Origin of the sequence: Grimontia celer, from assembly GCF_900055185.1 — a bacterium.
Classification (GTDB): domain Bacteria; phylum Pseudomonadota; class Gammaproteobacteria; order Enterobacterales; family Vibrionaceae; genus Enterovibrio; species Enterovibrio celer.
On sequence record NZ_FIZX01000035.1, the window covers coordinates 1 to 681 of the forward strand.

The 681-nt window shown below is 49.6% G+C and carries 1 protein-coding gene; it reads left to right on the forward strand.

Features of this window, described 5'->3' with window-relative positions:
• The coding region (locus tag GCE9029_RS25290) for a thiamine pyrophosphate-binding protein (protein WP_497463376.1) at window positions 1-681 on the forward strand (681 nt) is incomplete at both ends.

Genomic DNA, 681 nt, shown 5'->3' on the forward strand with positions numbered 1-681 from the left:
GGTATGGCGATTGCTGAGAAATCTCTTGCAGCGCAATTTAACAAAGAAGGCCACGACATCGTAGACCACTTCACTTATGTGTTCATGGGTGATGGTTGCTTAATGGAAGGTATTTCTCACGAAGCGTGTTCTTTAGCAGGTACTCTAGGTCTTGGTAAGCTGATTGCTTTCTGGGATGACAACGGTATCTCTATCGACGGTGAAGTTGAAGGTTGGTTCTCTGACGATACGCCTAAGCGCTTCGAAGCGTACGGCTGGCACGTTATCCCAGCAGTAGACGGCCACGACGCTGACGCAATCAATGCTGCTATTGAAGCGGCAAAAGCGGATCCACGTCCAACACTTAGTTGTACTAAAACCATCATCGGTTTTGGTTCTCCGAACAAAGCGGGTTCACACGATTGTCACGGTGCACCACTTGGTCACGACGAAATTGCAGCGGCACGCGAATTCCTAGGTTGGGAATACGGTCCATTCGAAATTCCAGCTGACATTAAAGCACAGTGGGATGCGAAAGAAGCGGGTAGTGCAAAAGAAGCGGCTTGGAACGAGAAGTTAGAGGCTTATGAAGCGGCATACCCAGAGCTAGCTGCAGAATTCAAGCGTCGTGTAAACGGTGAGCTTCCAGCTCAGTGGGAGCAAGAAGCAAGCAAGATCATCGCAGACCTTCAAGCTAACCCG